15 protein-coding genes are annotated in these 15,257 nt (G+C 70.2%); 2 read left to right on the top strand and 13 right to left on the bottom strand.

Annotated features, from left to right (window positions below; all coding sequences use genetic code 11):
• The first annotated feature begins 117 nt into the window (after positions 1 to 117).
• Entirely contained in the window at positions 118 to 798 is a 681-nt protein-coding gene (locus Drose_RS27225) for a FadR/GntR family transcriptional regulator (RefSeq protein WP_260724164.1), read from the top strand.
• Here Drose_RS27225 and Drose_RS27220 read toward each other — a convergent pair.
• From Drose_RS27220 to Drose_RS27175, 10 genes are all read right to left on the bottom strand, one after another.
• Positions 795 to 2,060: a multidrug effflux MFS transporter gene (locus tag Drose_RS27220; RefSeq protein ID WP_260724163.1), complete on the bottom strand. Its 1,266-nt coding sequence runs from the start codon at positions 2,058 to 2,060 to the stop codon at positions 795 to 797. The two genes, Drose_RS27225 and Drose_RS27220, sit on opposite strands and share 4 nt — an antisense overlap.
• Entirely contained in the window at positions 2,057 to 3,325 is a 1,269-nt protein-coding gene (locus Drose_RS27215; protein ID WP_260724162.1) for an acetyl-CoA hydrolase/transferase family protein, read from the bottom strand. The genes Drose_RS27220 and Drose_RS27215 overlap by 4 nt, the downstream gene beginning before the upstream one ends.
• Positions 3,322 to 4,548, bottom strand: coding sequence for a phthiocerol/phthiodiolone dimycocerosyl transferase family protein (locus Drose_RS27210; RefSeq protein WP_260724161.1), 1,227 nt, complete (start codon positions 4,546 to 4,548; stop codon positions 3,322 to 3,324). The genes Drose_RS27215 and Drose_RS27210 overlap by 4 nt, the downstream gene beginning before the upstream one ends.
• On the bottom strand, positions 4,545 to 6,614 hold the full coding sequence (locus Drose_RS27205; RefSeq protein WP_260724160.1) for a CocE/NonD family hydrolase: 2,070 nt from the start codon (positions 6,612 to 6,614) through the stop codon (positions 4,545 to 4,547). Before Drose_RS27205 ends, Drose_RS27210 begins: the two co-directional genes overlap by 4 nt.
• The gene (locus tag Drose_RS27200; protein WP_260724159.1) at positions 6,611 to 7,564 is read right to left on the bottom strand and encodes an aldo/keto reductase; all 954 of its coding nucleotides are present in this window, start codon (positions 7,562 to 7,564) and stop codon (positions 6,611 to 6,613) included. Before Drose_RS27200 ends, Drose_RS27205 begins: the two co-directional genes overlap by 4 nt.
• Entirely contained in the window at positions 7,554 to 8,651 is a 1,098-nt protein-coding gene (locus Drose_RS27195; RefSeq protein WP_260724158.1) for a Gfo/Idh/MocA family protein, read from the bottom strand. The genes Drose_RS27200 and Drose_RS27195 overlap by 11 nt, the downstream gene beginning before the upstream one ends.
• A complete protein-coding gene (locus Drose_RS27190) occupies positions 8,648 to 9,367 on the bottom strand; it encodes an SDR family oxidoreductase (protein WP_260724157.1) in 720 nt (239 codons plus the stop codon). The genes Drose_RS27195 and Drose_RS27190 overlap by 4 nt, the downstream gene beginning before the upstream one ends.
• Positions 9,364 to 9,810, bottom strand: a complete 447-nt coding sequence (locus tag Drose_RS27185; RefSeq protein WP_260724156.1) for a hypothetical protein — start codon at positions 9,808 to 9,810, stop codon at positions 9,364 to 9,366. Before Drose_RS27185 ends, Drose_RS27190 begins: the two co-directional genes overlap by 4 nt.
• A complete protein-coding gene (locus Drose_RS27180) occupies positions 9,810 to 10,994 on the bottom strand; it encodes a sedoheptulose 7-phosphate cyclase (RefSeq protein ID WP_260724155.1) in 1,185 nt (394 codons plus the stop codon). The genes Drose_RS27185 and Drose_RS27180 overlap by 1 nt, the downstream gene beginning before the upstream one ends.
• A 363-nt stretch (positions 10,995 to 11,357) precedes the next feature.
• Entirely contained in the window at positions 11,358 to 12,362 is a 1,005-nt protein-coding gene (locus tag Drose_RS27175; protein ID WP_260729817.1) for an AraC family transcriptional regulator, read from the bottom strand.
• A gap of 625 nt (positions 12,363 to 12,987) precedes the next feature.
• Here Drose_RS27175 and Drose_RS27170 point away from each other — a divergent pair.
• Positions 12,988 to 13,818, top strand: a complete 831-nt coding sequence (locus tag Drose_RS27170) for an HpcH/HpaI aldolase/citrate lyase family protein (protein WP_260724154.1) — start codon at positions 12,988 to 12,990, stop codon at positions 13,816 to 13,818.
• A 66-nt stretch (positions 13,819 to 13,884) separates the two neighbouring features.
• Here Drose_RS27170 and Drose_RS27165 read toward each other — a convergent pair whose 3' ends face one another.
• Genes Drose_RS27165 through Drose_RS27155 form a run of 3 tightly spaced genes read right to left on the bottom strand, consistent with a single transcriptional unit; the run spans position 13,885 to position 15,232 of the window.
• Complete coding sequence (locus Drose_RS27165; RefSeq protein ID WP_260724153.1) at positions 13,885 to 14,433, bottom strand: hypothetical protein; 549 nt, start codon at positions 14,431 to 14,433, stop codon at positions 13,885 to 13,887.
• Positions 14,430 to 14,822, bottom strand: a complete 393-nt coding sequence (locus tag Drose_RS27160; protein WP_260724152.1) for a hypothetical protein — start codon at positions 14,820 to 14,822, stop codon at positions 14,430 to 14,432. Before Drose_RS27160 ends, Drose_RS27165 begins: the two co-directional genes overlap by 4 nt.
• Entirely contained in the window at positions 14,819 to 15,232 is a 414-nt protein-coding gene (locus tag Drose_RS27155; protein ID WP_260724151.1) for a hypothetical protein, read from the bottom strand. The genes Drose_RS27160 and Drose_RS27155 overlap by 4 nt, the downstream gene beginning before the upstream one ends.
• Between the last annotated feature and the right edge of the window lie 25 nt (positions 15,233 to 15,257).

Below are 15,257 nucleotides of genomic sequence, written 5' to 3'. Positions count from 1 at the left end.
TGCATCGGGGCGGCTGGCAGAATGTGGCTAGCCGGTCGACCACTTAAGGAGGAGAACGTGAAGGGACCCGCTCCACTGCCGGAGTCGCTGGCGCGACGTGAGCCGGCGAACGTGGAGTTGACGCGCGCGCTGCTGGAGTACGTGCTCTCCGGCGATGTGCGACCCGGCCAACGGCTACCGGGCGAACGCGCGCTGAGTGAGGCGCTCGGCGTCGGCCGGGCCGCACTGCGGGAGGCGACAAAGTCGCTCATTCTGTTGGGAGTGCTCGAACAACGACAGGGCGACGGCACATTCCTCTCCCGTTCTCAGGCCAATCTGCTGCCACAGGTGATCGAGTGGGGACTCCTGCTCAATCGGCACGATCTTGACGGGCTCATCGAGGCCAGGTTCTATCTCGAAGTCACCCTGGCCGGATTGGCGGCCGAGCGGCGCGACGCGGATCAGCTGGCCCGCATGGCACGCCACATCGAGCGGATGCGCAATGCCGCCAATGACCACGACGACTACGTGGCCGCCGACATCGACTTCCACCTCGAGGTCGCCGACGCCAGTGGCAGCCCCGTCCTGGCGGGCGTCCTCAGCAACGTCAGGAGCCTGCTCCAGGCGTGGGCCAGGCGGGTCATCTCCGCGGCGGGAGAGACCGAGTCGTCGCTGGCTGTGCATACCCCGATCTTCGAGGCGATCGAGGCAAGGGACGTCGTCGGCGCGGAGGCGGCGATGCGGGCCCACATGGAACGAGCCACCCGTCGCCTGCGCGCCACCATCGAAGAACCGGTCGGCCTGGGCGTCGACCGTTAGCCGGCCTTTCGTGGCCGCAGCGCCACCGTCAGCGCCAACGCCGACGCGGTGAACACCACCATCACCGTGCCCAGCACGACGGGGTCGGTGCCGCCGCCGATCCCGACCAGCGGAATCGCAATTGCTCCGATGACCAGGTGGGTCACCCCGAGCAACGCGGACGCCGCCCCCGCGGTCTCGGCATGCGCCGCCAGGGCCAGTGAGGCGGAGTTGGGGACGACGAGCCCGATCGGCCCGACGAGCACGAAGAGCGCGCAGAGCAGCACCGGCAGGCCGAGGTGCACCGTGGTCGTGACGAGGACCCCGGCGCCGCCGACGCAGGCCACGGACATCCCGAGGACGACCATCGCGTACTCACCCCAGCGGCCGACCAGGAGGTTGCTCAGCCGGCCGGCCAGGATGATGCCGACACCGTTCACGCCCATCACAGCCGCGAACGCCTGGGGACTGAGGCCGTAGACGACCTGCAGCACGAACGGTCCGCCCGCGACATAGGCGAAGAGGCAGCCGGCGAACGTAAGGCCGGCGCCGGCCGTGTTGACGACGAAGGCCCGGTCGCCGAGCACCCGGCCCATCGAGCGGAGCAGGCGCCGTGCGTCCACGGCCCGGTCCGGGCCCGGTGGCCGCGAGTCGGGCAGCTTCAGCAGTACCGCGAGGTACATGGCAGCGCCACTGGCCGCCATCGCCACGAAGAGCCAGCGCCAGCCGACCCATCCGACGGCGAAGCCGCCGATCGCCGGAGCGAGGACCGGCGCCAGGCCGTTGACCAGCATGAGCCGGGCAAAGGTCCGAGACAGGTGCGTGCCGGTGTAGAGGTCGCGGACGACGGCCCGGACGAGCACCAGCGCGCCGGCGGCGCCGAGGGCCTGGGCCAGGCGGCCGGCCGTGAGCCACCACGTGCCGGTCGCCGCCGCACAGGCCAACGACGCGCAGGTGTACAGCGCCAGCCCCCACAGCAGCGGCCGTCGCCGGCCCACCGCGTCCGAGACCGGCCCGATGACCAGTTGACCGATCGCGAGGCCGGCCACGAACACGGTCATCGTTAGCTGCAAGTCGCGCGGCGCGCCGCCCAACGCCGCCGCCATCTTCGGCAGTGCCGGCGCGTACATGTCGATGGAGACCGGGCCCAGCGCGGACAGCGCGCCGAACAGCGCCAGGCGGCCCAGGCCGGCGCCCGAGCGGTCACCGGCCGGACGGGCCGGAACGGATCGGTGGCCGGCGGCCGCCGTGGTGTCGGCCGCCGGCTTCGCGCCGGAGATCATGTGCCGCGCGCGATCTGATGCCAGGCCGCCAGCAGTTGCTCGCGGTGCCGCGGATGGGCGATCTCGATCATGCGGTGCGCCCGCTGGTTCACGGACAGGCCAGCCAGCTCGGCCGCTCCCCATTCAGTGACCACCACGTCGACGTCGCTTCGGGCCAGGGTGACGACCCCGCCCGACAGCCCGGCGACGATGCGGGACGTGCCGGACGGCGTCTCGGACCGCAGGACCGTGATGGACCGGCCGTCGGCCGATGCCTGGGCGGCCCGGGCGAAGTCGACGTGGCCGGCGACCGCGCCGACGTACCGTCCCGCGACGTACTCGGCGTTCACCTGCCCGGTGAGGTCGACCTGAACGGCCGAGTTGATGGCCACGAAGCGCGGCAGCTGGGCCAGGACGGCCGGGGTCAGCGTGTGCCGGCTCGGCCGCAGTACCACCGGAAGATCGCGCAGGACCGCGCGGGAGCCGGCTCCCACGAACAGCGAACTCGCGGTACTCGAACCGGCGTCCTCGCGTTTGTGACGATTGGTAATGACACCGCCGGTGATGAGCTCCACGACCGCGTCGCTCATCATCCCGGTGTGCAGGCCCAGATCCCGATGGCCGCGCAGGCTGTCCAGCACGGCTGACGGCACGCTGCCGATGCCGATCTCGATCGTCGATCCGTCGTCGACATAGGCGGCGACGTGGGCCGCGATCCGCTGGTCGACGGCGTCCGGCGTCACCGCCGGCGGTGCGGGCAGCGCGTGGCGGGACGCGACCGTCACGTCGATCTGGTCGGGTGAGATGGTGCCGGGGCCGGGCAGGACCGACGCGTCCGGGTGGACCTCCGCGATCACGACCCGGGCCTGCCGGATGAGATCCTCGGTCACCGTATGGTCCAGGCCGGCGGTGTAGCGACCGGTGCTGTCGGGCCCGGCCAACTGGACCAGGACGACATCCACCTTGAAGCGTCCACTGTGGATGTCGTTGCAGAGCCGGCTCAGGTGCATCGGATACGGGTTGAGCACCCCGGCGCGGGACAGCCTGGTGGTGGAGCCGAGCCCGCCGAGACCGTCGAAGGCGAGGTGGTCCGCGTGCTCCGGCCGGAGCGCGTCGGAGAACGAGACCGTGAGGAACAACCGGGGCTCGATGAGGCCGGCCCGCTGCCGCACCAGGCACTCGATCAGCGTCAACGGCTCGGCGCATCCTTGGCTCATCATGATCCGGTCCCCTGGCTGGATCCAGCGGGCCAGGTCGAGGGTCTCCGGTTCGGCGACGGTCGTCATCGCGGCCCGCCCGCGGGCAGCGGGTGTACGGCCGGCCGGTGCCGCTGCGGCGAGCGCAGGAACCGCGTCACGTCGTCGATCACGACCCGCATGGTCTCGTCGTCGAAGTGGCGCGGGTCGTACAGGAACTGGATGCTGAGCTGGTCCCGGTAGGTGGAGACGGCGTACGCCGGGTGCGCCATCGCTCCGGAATGGCTGAAGATGCTGAAGCCCTCCAGGCTGAGCCCGGCCGGGGCCGGGAGATCGGGGAGGCGTCCCAGGTTGCTCAGGGCCACCGTGGACAGACCGGCGGCGCCCGAGTGTTCGCGTTCGGCGAAGGACCGGTCGAGGAAGTCGTTCTCCGGGAACCGCTTCCCGACACTCGCCCGCAGCTGCTGGTTGATCGTCCGTGCGATGTCAGCCGGATCGGTGTCGAGGCCCACCGGCACGCGGGCGGCGTGAACGCCGGAGAGGTTCGTCGTCTCCAGCGCCCCGATCGGCGGATCGACCCTCGACCGCAGGTCGATGCGTGACACGCACGTCATCTCGATCGGCTCGGGCCCCTGCTCGGCACAGCGTAGCTGGCTGGCCAGGATCGCGCCGGCCAGCAGAGCGTTGACGGTGAGGCCACCGGCTCGGGCAAAGGCTGTCAGCGCGGCCGTTTCGTCGGCGGAGAAGGTCGTGTACCGCTTGCGCAGCTCGACCTTCCCATCGCCGGGACGGCCCGATGGTTGCGTGAGCGGGGGCACCGCCCGTCCGAGCCGGCCCGCCAGCACGACGGTTGGCGGCGCCGGAACGACCTGCGCCACGGGCTCGGCCCGGCCACCCTCGGCGAGGGCGGTGTAGATCGCCCAGAGCTCGACGAGGAGGGCGAACTTGGCCCGGCCGTCGGCAATGCTGTGGTCGGTGAACATGCCGACGTGCCCGCCGTCCTGTTCGACCGACACCACGAGACGACTCAACGCGTTGCCGGTGCTCCACGTCTGCGCGACCTGGCGCAGCAGCGAGACGTGGTCGCCCGCACCGACGACCGGCGGCGACGGATGCTCGGCGTCGATGTGGAAGGACAGGAGTCCATCGACGCTGACGAGACGCGCGCGGAGCAGTGGGTTGGCTTCGGCCAGCCGTTGAAAGGCGAGGTCGAGCGCCGGTCGACGGAGCTGTCCCCGGTAACGGACCACCAGCGCGGTCGGCTGGTTGGCCAACTGGCACTCAACGGTGTCAAGCACCCGCCCGTCGGTCATGTCTGCTCCCCTTGCTCGTCGTCGCCGCGCCGGAGGTCCGTCGCGACCACCGTGGACGTGCCTGGTTGTGTCATGCGCCACCGCCGGCCGACGGCGAGTTCACCGTCGATCAGCACCTCGGCGGTGACGGTCGCCTCGTCGGTGGAGATGTCCAGATCGGCACGCACGACGAGGCGTCGCCCGCGGTCCGACTCGGTGGTTTCGAGCCCGGCGGCGCGCACGGTCGCCGCGGCCGGGTTCGCCCGGGAGACGTCCGCCGTGATGGAGAACGAGCGCTGGAGAAAGCGCGCCGGTACGCCGCTGCCGTGTTCGCCGCCGTAGTGCACGTCGAGCGCGAACGAGGCCGACTCGCCGCAGAAGTCCCGCGCCAGCCGCCACCGGTTCCGGGGCAGCGGGCGGCGCCGGCGCCCACCGTGGCGCTGCGGTGGCAGCGGCCGCGCGATCCTGGTGATGCTGCCGGGGTCGGGCACCGGGATCACGAGCCGGGTGACCGCCGCGACCTGGGCGGCCGGTGTGTCGGCCCCGGCGGCGACCACGTCCAGGCGCTCACGGCGATCGGCGGGCCACAGCCGCGGAAAGTCGGCGTTGGTCAGGACCAGCCGCAGCCGGTGACCGGCCGCGACGGTGTAGGCCGTCGGGTCCAGCCGCACGCACACCCGCGCGGCGGATCCGTTCGGGGCCGACGCGTCCAGCTTGGTCAGGCCGGAGGTGACCATGACCGACCGTCCGTCGCCGTCGACGTCGGCGAGCTTCACCACGCACCGGCTCGCGGAGGTCGACGCCGCGAGCACCAGGTGCACCTCCACCCGGCCGAGGACGGTCAGCGGTTCGTCGAGCGGGTCCGTGGTGAACGCCAGCGAGCGCATGTCGTCGTCGTGCTGATCGAGCGGATGGCCGAGCGACTGCACGAGATGCTTGGTCAAGCCGCTCGCCGCGCCCACGGTCGGATCGCACTCGTGCTCGACCGTCCGGGACGACCAGTGGCTCGACCGGGCCGAACGGACCGGCGTCAGCGTGCCGGTCTCGTGCGCGGCGTAGGTGTCCGTGCGGGACGGGACCGAGGGCCACGAATCGCATTGGACCCATCCCGGGGACGAGCCCTGCACGAAGACGGTCGGCCGTTCGAGCGCCGCGGCCGTGCCGTCACCTCCGTCACCTCCGGCCAGCCACCGGTCCCACCATGCGCGCAGCATCTCCGTGACCGCCACCGGCTCGTCCGGGGACGCGTCCGGATAGCCGTGCAGCCAGGGCCCCGCGACCAAGGCCTTCGGCCCGCGCGCTTGTTCGTACGCGCTGACCATCGCCGCGCAGCCGATGTCCCGCCAACCGGCGACCACGAACAGCGGCACGGTGATGCGGCTCGGATCGACCCGGCGATCGTGCCAGACCGGGTCGCCGGGAGCCAGCCGCCAGGCATCGACGAACCACGGCTCGTAGTGTTCGACGCGGTCCCGCCAGACCGTCAGCGCTTCCGGGTCCTCCGCCTCCCGCAGTGGCGGGAGCAGGCTGTTGACCAGGTCGTACAGCGCGAGGTGACCGAACATCGCGATACCGCCGCGAACCCCGGCCGGGTGGACCAGGTCGCGCTCGATGTCGGTGAACCCCATGATGGCGCCGGCGGCTTTGAGCGCCGCCGGTTGGCGCGCCGCTACCGCGAGCGCGATCGAGGCCCCGTGGGACTCGCCCCAGATGCCGACCGTTCCGTCACACCACCACTGCTGTGACGTCCAGTCGATGACGCCGACCGCGTCGTCGACCTCCGCCGGATCGAGCATCGGCCGCGGCGCACCGGCTGACCGCCCGGTCCCGAAGCAGTCGACGAAGAGCGCCGCGTACCCGTGCTCGGCGAGGTTCCGGCAGTATCGCCGAGTGCCGATGCCACCGAACGCGTCCTTGCGAGGACTGGAGACCATGACGACGGCGGGGCAGGCTCGGGCGCCGGCGTCGGGCAGGTAGAGGTCGCCCGACAAGTCGTGCCCGGGGACGGCCGACGGTATCCGCAGGTTCTTGAGCAGCCTGACCGCCGGCTGCGCGGCCTGCGCTGCTACGGCAAGCTGCTGGGTCACGACGACGCCCGCCCGCCGGCGTCGCCGTTCTCCGGGCGGCCGCTGGCCCAGGACAACGTGTGCACGTCGCTCGTGAGTTCGATGACCGCCGACAGCAGGTCCTCGTCGATCTCGGCGTCGGCCGCCTCGACGGCGGAGGTCAGATGCGCCAGATCGGCCGTCCCGACCACCGTCGTCGGGCAACCTGATCGTTGAATCGAGAACTGGTTGGCCAGGAAGCTGATGTCCGCTCCCCGCTCCGCGCAGTGGTCCGCCGCGCGCTTCGCGGCTGCCCGGATGGGTGCCGACGCGAGGTGGTCGATGCGAATGCCCTTGGGCGTCAGCAGCCCGAGCGCGACGGCCGCGGCGTTCAGTACGGCCGTGCCGCGCTCGGCACAGGTCGGCAACAGTTCGCCGGTGAGCCGCATGCTCAGCAGCGTGAAGTGGGCGTACGACAGGACGACGTCCAGTTCCGTCTCGGTGACGGCCCGCCGCATGGTCCTGAGTGGATACCCGGTCATGCCGATGAGACGGCATTTCCCGGCATCTCGCAGCCTGATCAGCTCCGGGTACGCCTCGCCGAAGAGCCGGTCGAGGTCGGCGAACTCGATGTCGTGGAGCTGGAAGATGTCGACGTGGTCGGTCCGCAGCCGGCGCAGGCTGTCGTGCAGGCTCTCTCGGATCCTCCGCGGCGAGTAGTCGAAGTCGGTCGGCCCGTAGCGACCGGCCTTGGTGGCGATGAGGACACTGTCCCGGCGCGCCCCGATCGCCGCGCCGAGCCGCGTCTCCGCGAGCCCGCCCCCGTAGTAGGCGGCGGTGTCGAACAGGTTGATGCCGTGGTCGATGGCCGCGCCGACGACCCGGGCCGCAGCCGCTTCGTCGACCTTGCCGAACATGTCCCCGAGCGGCGCCGTCCCGAAGGAAACAGCGGATACCTTGAGCCCGGTCGTGCCGAGTGCGTTATACCGCATCGAGTTGTGCATCCCTTCGTGGGTCGTACAGCGCGGGTCGTTCCATCGCGTCGATGGCCACCCGGGTGGCCTCACGGGCCGCCCGTACGCAGGTTTCCGCCGTCACGGTGACCAGGTAGCCGTCCCAGGCCGTCGCTCCGCCGGGCTGGTCACCGCCGCCGACAGCCCGGGTCCACTCCGTCAGCTCCGCCTGGTAGGCCGAGGCGAACCTCGACTGGAACCCGATGTCGATGCCGGACGAGCGCCGGCCCTGCCGCAGGAGCACAGGGCTGGCGACCTGGGCGGTCGACACGACGCCGGACGTCCCGACGACCTCGCAGGTGACCTGATAGCCGAACCGGGCGTTCAGGAACAGTTCGAGCGTGACGACCGTTCCTCGCAGTGTTTCGAACACGACGATCTGAGGGTCGACGAAGGCCGCGTTCGCGACCGCCGGTCCCGACGGGCTGTGGACCGTGACGCTCGCGATCTCGGTGCCGAGTATCCATCGCACTACGTCGATGTCGTGCACGGCCGCGTTGGTGAACGTCATGTCGCCGGTGAACCACGCCGGCACCTCCCGGACGCGGTGCGTGCAATGCATGGCGACCGGTTCCCCGACGGCCCCGTCGGCGAGCTGGTCGCGGACCGCCCGGTGGACCGGGTCGAACCGCCGCATCAGACCCACCCGGACGAGTTGCCGGCCCAGCTCGGCCTCGCGCTGGACGACCCGGAGGCAGCCCGCGCTGTCACTGGCCAAGGGCTTCTCGCACAGCACGGGTTTGCCGGCCTCCAGGCACCGCAGCACGAGCGACTCATGATCTTCATCGGGGGCGGCGATCACGATCGCGTCCACCGCCTCGGCGTTGATGAGCTCGTCCGAGGTCGGAGCCGGGAGGACGTGAGGAAAGCGCTGCCGCACCAGCGCCACCCGGGCGGGATCGGGGTCATGGACCACGGTCACCCGGGCCCCCGGCACCTGTTCGCTCAGCAGCCGGATGTGCTCCGTCCCCATCGCACCCGCTCCGACGACGCCGATCTGGACGTCACGACGCATGTGTCCGCCGGACCAGCCGACCGTCGAGGCCCGTGTTTCGCCGGCTGTCAATGCAACACCTCGCCACCCGAGACGGTGAGCACGACAGGCCTGGGCACCCCGGGCTGGCAGAGGTAGGCCGCCGCTTCCGCGGTCTCCGCCGGCGCGGCGAAGCGGCGAAGCGGGATCCTGTCCCGGCGCCCCGCAAGGAAGTCGTCACGGTCGATGTTCTGTGCGTCCGCCATCCTCGCGTTCGCCGCGAAGAGCAACGGCGATTCCGTACAGCCGGCGCACAGCGCGTGGAACGTCACGCCTCCCGGGCCGCTCATGGCCGCCATGGCGGTGACCCACCCGACGACGGCGAACTTGGCGGCGCAGTAGGCCACGTTGGCCGGCTCGGCGACGAGACCGGCCTGCGAGGCCACCACGACATAGCTGGCCTTGTGGGTCAGCGACGGTCGCAGGCTCTCGTAGAGCCGAACCACCGATGCCGCGTTGACCCGGAGGATCTGGTCGACCCTCGCTGACGTGAGTTCGGCGAGCGGGCCGGAGCCGTCCACGCCGTGCGCGGCCACCACGGCGTCGAGCCGCTCGCCCTTGAGGGCGGTCACCAGATGCGACAGCCCCGCTGGAGTCGACAGGTCCGACTCGATGAAGTCGATCTCGCGCATCGCCGGATCCGCCGGGGCGTGCCGGCCGACGCCGAGGACCGAGTAGCCTCGGCTGGACAGCGCGCTCACGATCGCCCGGCCGATCGCGCCGGCGGCGCCGGTGACCACCGCCCTCATCGCGTCGCCCCGATCTGCCCGGCCGGAACGAGGTCGAACGAGGCGCCGACGATGAACCCGCCGTTGGCCCCGCTCAGCAACCGGACCACCGATTCCAGCGCGTTGGAGTCTGCGTCGGCCGGCAACCGGACGAGATTGACGACCGGACGCGCCTCGGTCTCCAGCGTCGCCGCCTGGACCACCGCGCGGGCCGCCTGCCATGCCGCCGCCGCTGCCGCGTGTTGCGCGGCGTTCGTCGTGCGCGGCACGACCTGTACCACGAGCACCGGTGTGGACGCGTCCGCGACCGCGGTGCGAACCCCGTCGACGAGCTTCGTCGTCGCCCGGACGACCCAGGCCTCGAAGGGATCCGGCGCCCCCGGCGACAGCTCGACGACGAGCACCAGCAGGTCGGTCGAGTCCGCACGATCGACACCTTGCTCCTGAAACATCGACGTCGACATCAGCGCGATTCGGCTGCGGTCGTGGCGATGCCCGGGAGCACGGCGGCAGCCTTCTCGATCTCCGCCACGGTGACGTCGTCGACGAAGGCCACGTCACCGATGCCGATCGGGATCGGGAACCGCTGACGACCATCACGATGCCGGGTCGCGTCCTCAAGGGCCTCCGTCAGGACTTCCGCCGTGAGCAACGGATGCCAGGTGGGCAGGCCGAGGTTGCGCATCAAGGCGAAGATCCGGTCCTGCTGCTCCGCGGTCACCAGCCCGCGGTGGGCGGCCAGCACCGTCGTGAACGCCATGTCGAGCGCGACCGCCTCACCGTGGAGCAGTTCGGGCATCGCGCGCATCTCGATGGTCGGGCTGAACGTGTGCCCGTAGTCGACCGAGCGCTCTAGGGTCTGCTCCCAGAGATTCGGCTGTAGTTCCCGGAGCATTCCGTCGATGGCCAGCTGGAGCACCCGGTCCGCCGATCGGTCGCTGACGCTCGTCTGCCCCTGGAAGCGGTCGGCGAGCAGGTGGGTGCCGGACGCTTCGAGCACGTCGAAGAGTTCGCCGTCGCGGATCAGCGCCATCTTGAGAATCTCAGCGAGTCCGTTGCTGATGTGGCGCTCGCCGAGCGTTGCCAGGAACGACCGGTCCAGTAGCGTGAGATCTGCCGGGAAGTAGGTGCCGAGGCGGTTCTTGTTGCCGTTGAAGTTGACCCCGGTCTTCACGCCGACGCCCGCGTCGACGATGCCGATCAGTGTCGTCGGCACTCGGACGAACGGTGTACCGCGCCGGTAGAGGCTGCAGACGAGCCCGACGAGGTCGAGCAGCACACCCCCTCCGATGGCGATGACCGGCTCACGTCGGCGGGCGATCCTGAAGCCGTCGAGCGCCCGGACGATGCCCGTCGCGGTCTCCAGGTCCTTCACGTGCTCGCGGGCCGGGACGACGTGGTACGTGCAGTCGAAGTTGTGCCAGTCGAAGTACGCCCGGATCCGGTCGCCGAAGAACCGATCCACGGTGGCGTCGATGACGACGAACCGTCTCCGGCCCGCCGCGTCGGAACCTCCGGCCTCAGCCAGATCGGTGTCCACGGGGTCGAGCAGACCGCGGCACATCCGTACCTCGTAGCGGACGGCTTTGTCGGCGCGCACGACCCAGGTGGCCACCTCGGGGTGCCGGCCGTCGGACGGAGCCGCCATGTCGACATAGAGGCCCGGCTGGCTGGGCCCGATCGGGCTCTGCGCCGGCCTCTGGGCTGGGATGGTGTGCGGCGATGGCTCAGTGATCTCTGCAGCGGATGTAGGCATGAGGTGTCTTCTCATCTCCTGCTAGACGGCGAGGCCGCGCCAGGTTTCCCGACGATTTCCCGACTTGGCGTTGACGCGCTGAGAGGGCGGCTGTGCCGCGGTAGTGTGCGCGTCCCTCGTGGCTCGTGCGGCTCATTTCTACGGGACGAAACGTCGCGTAGCTATCCGTCCCGCGTCGGCAGCTTCCAGGTTTGCGAACGGCGGCCGTTAGGTGCGTCACCGCTCCGGCGTCCAATATGGACAGACGTAGGGCGTTCACCGCCGGAGGGTCTTCGACGGTGACTCGCCGTAGCGTTCGCGGTAGCGCTGGCCGAACCAGCCCAGATGGCCGAATCCCCAGCGGGTGGCGACATCGGTGACGGTGACGCCCTCGCTCGGGCCCGCCCGGAGGAGCTCCTCGCGGGCCCGCTTGAGCCGCACCGCCCGCAGATACTCCAGCGGGGACACCGCAAACTCCCGCCGAAACCCCTTCTGCAGGGCCCGAACACTGATGCCGGCCTGCCGGGCCAGCATGTCGACGGTGAAGGGGGTCTGTGGCGAGGCGTCCATCTGTTCGGCTACGGCACGGATGACGGACGAACGCGCGGAACGGGTGTACGCGTCCAGATGTGAGGTATAGGTGTGTGATTGCGCGATGAGCAACCCGCGCATGATGACCTGCTCGACCGAGGCGACGACAAGTGGGTGGTCGACCAGACCGCTGCCGCGGTCCAGCTCCGCGACGAGCCATGAGATCGCGGAGGTCCAGCCGCGCACGCCACGACTCTCCATCGACATGCACGGCTGGAACCGCAGGGGATGCGACAAGGGGTTCGTGACGAGGTCCGCCAGCTCGGCGTGGAGGGCCTGATGATCCAGCCGGATCGCCACCTGTGCGCTGGTTCGGCTCCAGCGCACCGTGGTCGGCAGGCTCGGGGAGATGACCGAACCCACGCCCTCTGACTGCAAGCCGTATCCAGGCGCGTCGACCGCGACGGATCCCGCGATGGGGACGTGCGCGACGAACGGCGAGTCCTCCGCGCCGAAGTGCGTGTTCACCGAGGTGCCGTAGGTCACATACCCCACGGTGATATTGCGAAGCCGGGCCACGTGGAGGCGAGCGTCCAGCCTGCCCCCGGGCGAAGGCAGCTCGAGCGACTGCGGACGTATGTGCTCTGACACCGCCGTGTTGATCTCTTGCAGATCAGACGACCGAAGTACGGCGTACCTCGACAACGGCGGCTCGACGACTGGTTCACGATCAAGCCCTGGAACCACCATGTCACACGCGCGAGTGCAGGTGATTTGATGCGAGGTGAACGTGGTATGACGAAGCCGTATGCATGAGCGGGTTGAGCATGTGGTCGTTCCTTCCCAGGCGCGCCGAAAGGACGACACAAGGCATCATCCGATTGAGCGCCGTCTATCGAGCAAAGGTGCAGGCCGGGTAGCGATCGCCAGGTCGACGGCCCCCGATCCATCGACATCAATTGTCGCTCACTGGCTCGCTCCACGCAACGGATCAGTGACGTGATGTGACCATCTGGCGCGGTTGTGCCGGTTCCGCTGATGTCGGCGTTGGCCTATCCGGCCATTTGCCAGCAAGAGGTACTGAACGCAGGCTCGGCCGAGTTGGCCAGGTATCGTCTGCACTACTCGGCCATCGGCCCGGATGCGGCTTCGTTTCACCGATAGCGCGGTTCGCTGCACGGATTGCCAACCGCAAGGCCAGTCTCCACGATGATCCCTGAATGGTGGCCTTGTGGGGCAGCGGTAATACCGGTGAGCCCTCCATACCAGGTTTCCAGGCGCATCACGCAGCCCGGCGGAACCTGGTCTCCGCAATCGCCGAAATTCACTCGGCGCGCCGGCCACAAAAGGACGAGGAAGGACTTGTGAGGCTTCCATGAAGACGCTCCTGGATCGCATGCGAGAGGCCAGGTCCCTTCTCTTTGCACCTGGGCATCGGCCCGATCGCTTCGAGAAGGCCGCCGCGAGCCGCGCGGACGGCATCGTGCTCGACCTCGAGGATTCCGTCGGACCGGGCGAAAAGCCCTGCGCTCGGAAAAATATCGAGCGGTGGCTGTCGTCCGGAGGAATCGGAGCGGTGCGCATCAACGGCGTCGGTACGCAATGGTTCGAGGAAGACCTTGCCATGGTGGCCGAGTTCCCCCTCGCGGTCCTCGTACCCAAAGCCGACCCGGAGGCCACCCGCGAGGTCTTCGGCCGGCTCGCACCCGGCTCGTGCGTACTTCCGATCGTCGAGACGGCGCGCGGCATCCTGGAAGCGCGTTCCGTCTGTGCGCAGCCGGGCGTGGTGCGGGCGATCTTCGGAAATGTCGACCTGGCGAAGGAACTGGGCATCGATCTCGCCGACCTGAGCGCACTTTCCGCGGCGAGGTCGCAGCTGGTGCTCGCGTCAGCGGCCGCAGGCGTCACCGCCCCGCTGGACGGCGTGACGGTGGTCCTGGACGACGATGAGAAGCTCCGCTCCGACTCGGTGCACGCCTCGCTGCTCGGTTATCGCGGCAAAATCTGCCTGCACCCGCGCCAGATCGACATTGTCCATGCCGCGTTCGCGCCCGCGGAGGCGGAGCTGCAATGGGCCCGGAATGTGGTTGACGCCGCCGGCAACGGCTCGATCACGAAACTCGACGGCCAAATGATCGGCAAGCCGATCGTGGACCGCGCGCGCGAACTGCTCGCACGAAGCGCCATCTCGTACGGCCAGGCGTAACGAAATTCGGGGGTCACGGCCGTTGCGCCCGCCCCCTTCGGCGGCCGGCCATCGTCGCCTCAAGCGTCACCGGCCCGCACAGCCGGTTGCCGGCGATCCGAGCGGCAACGAGCGCGGGCGGGCACTCGCTGTTGTCGTATTCCATGAATGGCGCGCACCGGCTCGGCGTCGATTTCGGCACGCCGCACACGGTCGCGGTGTGCCAGTGACGGGACGGCGGGCAGCCCCTGCTGTTCGATGCCTCGCCGCTGCTGCCCGTCGGCCGTGCTCGCCGACGGGCAGCGGCGAGTGCTCGTCGGCCGTGACGCACAGCGTGGGGCCCGCTCCGATCCGGCGGGTTTCGAGCCGCACCCGAAGCGGCGTGTCGACGACGGCGTGGTCCTGCTTGGACTCGATCAGCTCCCGCAGCCGCTCCGGATCATTCTCCGGGTACTCCGCGGCCGGGATGTCCTTCCGCGGCTCGTCGTGCCACCGCTCGATACCGTTCGCGTCGGCCCACCACCGACGGCTCGGCGGCTGCCACACACGCACAAGGTACTGCCGCCACTGGCCGATGGTCTGCAGCATCGGCACGATCGTGCGCCGGAAGCCCTTCCGGCGCGCCGTGGCGGTCATCCGCTCACCCGGCGCTCGCCGTCGGGCCACTGACTACGCCGCACCCCCGGCACCACTTCCGGGCCGCTGGCCTCCGGCAGCGCCCAGCCGGGCACGCAGCCGCGGGCGTGCTCGGCCGCCCACTGCGGCGCGTTGTCCAGGCCGAGGATGACGCGCCCCGACCCGGCCGGCGCCGCACCCTCGGCGCGCGGCACCCACGGGCCGCTGATCTCGATCCGCTCGATGACCCACCCGTAGCCGATCTGGGTACGCCACCGCACGTGCACAGTGACCATGGTCGGGGTGAACCACCGGCCGCCGGCCTCGATCGGCTCCGCACCGCTCACCGCGGCGTAGGCGGTGTGCGCCGCCTCGGTGTACGCCTCCGGGTTCTCGATGCGCACGCTCACGGCGCCGTTCCTTCCTGCTCCTCGATGTACGCCGCCCGGCATCTGTCGTGCCACCGGGTGCGCGGGTACCGGACCGGCCATTGGTCGTGTTGGATCGTCTCCCCGGTGTTCGGGTTGGGCCCCCGGCCGCACCACGGGCAGAGCAGGCCACCGCCCGACGGCTCCGGCAATGTTCCCGACGCCCGGGTGAGCAGATGCTCGCCGAGCGCCGCCCGGCGCTCCTCCGTCGTCCCGACCAGCGCGGTGCGTATGGCATCGCTGAGCATCCGCCGGCTCGCCGCCCAGTGGGCGAACGCCTGGACACCGCCGCCGGTGTCCCGCAGCCTGCCCCCGTCGGCCTTGGCCGCGGCCTCGGCACGCAGCCACTCGCGCCGGTACTCGGCGGCCCGCTGCGCCAGAGCCCACAACATCAACCGCACATCCACGGGTGCCTCT

This window comes from Dactylosporangium roseum, from assembly GCF_025264685.1.
Lineage (GTDB): Bacteria > Actinomycetota > Actinomycetes > Mycobacteriales > Micromonosporaceae > Dactylosporangium > Dactylosporangium roseum.
Note: the sequence above shows the minus strand (reverse complement) of the source record. Positions and strands in the feature narration are given on the sequence as shown.

Excerpts from the sequence above, each read along its gene's own strand:
- Drose_RS27220 (WP_260724163.1), bottom strand. The coding sequence starts at position 2,060 with ATGATCTCCGGCGCGAAGCCGGCGGCCGACACCACGGCGGCCGCCGGC.
- Drose_RS27215 (WP_260724162.1), bottom strand. The coding sequence starts at position 3,325 with ATGACGACCGTCGCCGAACCGGAGACCCTCGACCTGGCCCGCTGGATC.
- Drose_RS27210 (WP_260724161.1), bottom strand. The coding sequence starts at position 4,548 with ATGACCGACGGGCGGGTGCTTGACACCGTTGAGTGCCAGTTGGCCAAC.
- Drose_RS27200 (WP_260724159.1), bottom strand. The coding sequence starts at position 7,564 with ATGCGGTATAACGCACTCGGCACGACCGGGCTCAAGGTATCCGCTGTT.
- Drose_RS27190 (WP_260724157.1), bottom strand. The coding sequence starts at position 9,367 with ATGAGGGCGGTGGTCACCGGCGCCGCCGGCGCGATCGGCCGGGCGATC.
- Drose_RS27185 (WP_260724156.1), bottom strand. The coding sequence starts at position 9,810 with ATGTCGACGTCGATGTTTCAGGAGCAAGGTGTCGATCGTGCGGACTCG.
- Drose_RS27180 (WP_260724155.1), bottom strand. The coding sequence starts at position 10,994 with ATGGCGGCTCCGTCCGACGGCCGGCACCCCGAGGTGGCCACCTGGGTC.
- Drose_RS27175 (WP_260729817.1), bottom strand. The coding sequence starts at position 12,362 with ATGGTGGTTCCAGGGCTTGATCGTGAACCAGTCGTCGAGCCGCCGTTG.
- Drose_RS27170 (WP_260724154.1), top strand. The coding sequence starts at position 12,988 with ATGAAGACGCTCCTGGATCGCATGCGAGAGGCCAGGTCCCTTCTCTTT.
- Drose_RS27165 (WP_260724153.1), bottom strand. The coding sequence starts at position 14,433 with ATGACCGCCACGGCGCGCCGGAAGGGCTTCCGGCGCACGATCGTGCCG.
- Drose_RS27155 (WP_260724151.1), bottom strand. The coding sequence starts at position 15,232 with ATGTTGTGGGCTCTGGCGCAGCGGGCCGCCGAGTACCGGCGCGAGTGG.